Below are 3,728 nucleotides of genomic sequence, written 5' to 3'. Positions count from 1 at the left end.
AACGACTATGGCAGCCTCGGCGACATCTCGACCCTGGCCGACCCCGGCGTGGTCGAGGAACTGATCGAGAACCGCATGAACCGCGGCTGATGCAGGCACGGCAGCCTGCATGATGAACAGGCGGGCGCCCGGCAGCATCCGGGCGTCCGGGAGGATGAAGATCAAGAAAACCCGGAGGAGGGACGACTGAATGCTCGACCCGATGCTTGCACGCATCGCGTCCGACCCGAATTATGAAAAGCTGCGAACGCGGCGGCTCAGGTTCGGGTGGACGCTGACGATCATCATGCTGATCATCTACTATGGCTTCATCCTGCTGGTAGCCTTTGGCAAGGACCTGCTGGCCACGCGCATCGGCAGCGGCGTCATGACCTGGGGCATCCCCATCGGCTTCGGCGTGATCCTTGCGACCATCGTCCTGACCGCCGTCTACGTCCTGCGCGCGAACCGGGAATATGACGACCTGACCGACCGTATCAAGCGCGAGGCGCTGCAATGACGCCGAACCTCAATCTCGGCCGCATCCTTGGCCTTTCGCTTCTGATCGCGGTCCCGTCGCTGGTCATGGCCGCCCCCGCCATCGAGGGCGAGGCGGTGCGCCAGCCGACCAACTGGACCGCCATCGGGATGTTCGCGGTCTTCGTGGCCGCCACGCTGTTCATCACCAAATGGGCTGCCGGGCGCACCAAGTCGGCGTCCGACTTCTACACCGCGGGCGGCGGCATCACCGGCTTCCAGAACGGGCTTGCCATCGCGGGCGACTACATGTCCGCCGCCTCGTTCCTGGGGATCTCGGCCGCGGTGATGGCCACCGGCTTCGACGGGTTGATCTATTCGATCGGCTTCCTTGTCGGCTGGCCGATCCTGACCTTCCTGATGGCCGAACGGCTGCGCAACCTCGGCAAGTTCACCTTCGCCGACGTGGCGGCCTTCCGCTTCCAGCAGACGCCGGTGCGGCTGTTCGCGGCATCGTCCACGCTGGTCGTGGTGGCCTTCTACCTGATCGCGCAGATGGTCGGCGCGGGCCAGCTGATCAAGCTGCTGTTCGGGCTGGAATACTGGATCGCCGTGGTCATCGTCGGCGGGCTGATGATGATCTACGTGCTGTTCGGCGGCATGACCGCGACGACCTGGGTGCAGATCATCAAGGCCTGCCTGCTGCTGGGCGGGGCGTCCTTCATGGCGCTGATGGTGATGTCGGCCTACGGCTTCAGCTTCGAGCGGCTGTTCGCGGAATCGGTGCGGATCAAGACCGACATCGCCGCGACCGGAGGCGCCGCCCCCGAGGAAGCCGCCGCGGTGGGCCAGTCCATCATGGGACCGGGCAACTTCGTCAGGGATCCGATCTCGGCGATCTCGTTCGGCATGGCGCTGATGTTCGGCACCGCGGGCCTTCCGCATATCCTGATGCGCTTCTTCACCGTTCCTTCCGCCAAAGAGGCGCGCAAGTCGGTGATGTGGGCGACGGTGTGGATCGGCTATTTCTACATGCTGACCTTCATCATCGGCTTCGGCGCCATCACCTTCGTGCTGACCAACCCCGGCTTCCTGGAAGGCGGCGTCCTGGGCGCCCCGCTGATCGGCGGCAACAACATGGCGGCCGTGCACCTGGCGAACGCCGTGGGTGGCAACATCTTCTTGGGCTTCATGTCGGCGGTGGCCTTCGCGACGATCCTCGCGGTCGTGGCGGGGCTGACGCTGTCGGGCGCCTCGGCGGTGTCGCACGACATCTACTCGACGATCGTGAAGAAGGGCCAGGCCGACAGCGCGGCCGAGCTGCGGGTGTCGCGCTACACGGTGCTGGCCCTTGGCGTGGTCGCGGTGCTGCTGGGCATTCTCTTCGAGAAGCAGAACATCGCCTTCATGGTGTCGCTGGCCTTCGCGGTCGCGGCCTCGGCGAACTTCCCCGTGCTGTTCCTGTCCATCCTCTGGAGCGGCATGACCACGCGGGGCGCCGTGATCGGCGGCTTCACGGGGCTGATCTCGTCGGTGGTGCTGACGGTGCTGTCGCCCTCGGTCTGGGAAGCCACGCTGGGCAACGAGGCGGGGTCCGCGCCCTTCCCCTACACCTCGCCCGCGCTCTTCTCGATGACGCTGGCCTTTCTGGCGATCTGGCTCTTCTCGGTCACCGACAAGAGCCGGCGCGGCGCGGTCGACAAGGCGGGCTACCTGCCGCAGCAGATCCGGTCCGAGACCGGCATCGGCGCGGCCGCAGCCTCGGCCCATTGACCGGGGGGCGTTCCTGCAAAGACCCTGCGGCCGGACCTTCGGGTCCGGCCGTTTCCCTGACGGCCGCCACCGGCGACCGTGCCAGCCGAGAGGCGATGACGCTGCTGTCCTCGCAGGTGCGCGACGCCTTTCTGCGCAAGCCCTTCTTCGTCGAGGGCGACACCGACATCGTGACGCTGTGCCGCCTGATGGCGGAGCGCGGCGTGACCGACGCCCTTGTGCGCGACGGCGCGGGCATCGGCATCTTCACCACCACCAACCTGCGCGACGTGCTGCTGATGGACCGGCCCCCCGCGGCCATCCCCGTGCGCGAGGTCGCGAGCTTTCCCGCCGTCTCGGTCCCCCTTGATGCCGAGCTGTTCGAGGCGATGATCCTGATGCTGCGCCACCGCGTCCACCGGGTCGCGGTCCAGGACGGCGCGCAGATCGTGGCTGTCCTTGGCCAGTTGGACCTGATGAGCTTCGTGGCGAACCATTCGCACCTGATCGCCCTGCAGGCGGCGCAGGCGGAAACGGTTGCCGAACTCAAGGGCGCGGCCGACCAGATCGCGCCCTTGATCGCCGTGCTGCACGGGGACGGCGTGCGGGTCGACGTGATCGCGCGGCTCGTGGGCGAACTGAACCGCGCCGTCTTCCGCCGGCTGTGGGAACTGGTCGCGCCCGAGGATCTGCGCGCGGCATCCTGCCTGATCGTGATGGGCAGCGAGGGGCGGGGCGAGCAGATCATGCGGACCGACCAGGACAACGGCCTGATCCTGCCCGACTGCTTCCCCGAGGAACGGGCCGAACAGGCGACTGCCGCCTTCACCGCCGCGCTGGTCGATTTCGGCTATCCCCCCTGTCCGGGCGGCATCATGGCCAGCCGGCCCGACTGGCGGCGCACCGTGTCCGGCTATCGCGCCGCGCTCGGGGAATGGATTCACGGGACCGATCCCGAGGGTCCGATGAACCTTGCCATCTTCATGGACGCTCTGCCGGTGGCCGGGGACACGGGCCTGCTGGATCAGCTCAGGGCGCATATGGGACGGTTGATCGCTGGCAACGACGCCTATCTGGCGCGCTTCGCCGCCTCGGCCAACAGCTTTGCCGAGGATGGAAGCTGGTGGAGCCGCCTGCCCGGCATGAAGGGCCGCGCAGGGGCCGAGATCGACATCAAGAAGCTGGGCATCTTCCCCATCGTGCAGGGCACCCGCGCGCTGGCGCTGCAATACCGCATCCCCGGGCTTTCGACGGCCGAGCGGCTGCGGGCGCTGGCCTCGGCCCGCCGGATCAGGCCGGGGCTGGCCCGCGACCTGACCGACGCGCTGCACCTGCTGATGGGGGTGAAGCTGGACAACAACCTTGCGCAGGTGGCCGGGGGACGGGTGCCCGACAACCTGATCCGGGTCGATGCCTTGGGCACGCTGAACCGGCAGGGGCTGAAGCAGGCGCTGGCCATCGTCCGCGATTTCCGCGGCTGGCTGGTCCAGCATTTCAGGCTGGTTGCATGAGCGCCGGGA

At 67.5% G+C, this 3,728-nt stretch carries 3 protein-coding genes; all 3 read left to right on the top strand.

What is annotated here, in order from left to right; genetic code table 11:
- The first annotated feature begins 190 nt into the window (after positions 1–190).
- The 3 genes from Q4F04_RS14935 (at position 191) to Q4F04_RS14925 (ending at position 3,719) form a co-directional block, all read left to right on the top strand.
- Entirely contained in the window at positions 191–499 is a 309-nt protein-coding gene (locus Q4F04_RS14935; RefSeq protein WP_303370587.1) for a DUF485 domain-containing protein, read from the top strand.
- Positions 496–2,229, top strand: a complete 1,734-nt coding sequence (locus Q4F04_RS14930; protein ID WP_303370586.1) for a cation acetate symporter — start codon at positions 496–498, stop codon at positions 2,227–2,229. The genes Q4F04_RS14935 and Q4F04_RS14930 overlap by 4 nt, the downstream gene beginning before the upstream one ends.
- A gap of 95 nt (positions 2,230–2,324) precedes the next feature.
- On the top strand, positions 2,325–3,719 hold the full coding sequence (locus Q4F04_RS14925; protein WP_303370585.1) for a DUF294 nucleotidyltransferase-like domain-containing protein: 1,395 nt from the start codon (positions 2,325–2,327) through the stop codon (positions 3,717–3,719).
- Positions 3,720–3,728 lie beyond the last annotated feature (9 nt).

The organism is Paracoccus sp. (in: a-proteobacteria), assembly GCF_030536915.1.
GTDB lineage: Bacteria > Pseudomonadota > Alphaproteobacteria > Rhodobacterales > Rhodobacteraceae > Paracoccus.
The sequence above is the reverse complement of the archived record's forward strand: the minus strand, read 5'-3'. Positions and strand labels throughout refer to the sequence as shown.

Excerpts from the sequence above, each read along its gene's own strand:
- Q4F04_RS14935 (WP_303370587.1), top strand. The coding sequence starts at position 191 with ATGCTCGACCCGATGCTTGCACGCATCGCGTCCGACCCGAATTATGAA.
- Q4F04_RS14930 (WP_303370586.1), top strand. The coding sequence starts at position 496 with ATGACGCCGAACCTCAATCTCGGCCGCATCCTTGGCCTTTCGCTTCTG.
- Q4F04_RS14925 (WP_303370585.1), top strand. The coding sequence starts at position 2,325 with ATGACGCTGCTGTCCTCGCAGGTGCGCGACGCCTTTCTGCGCAAGCCC.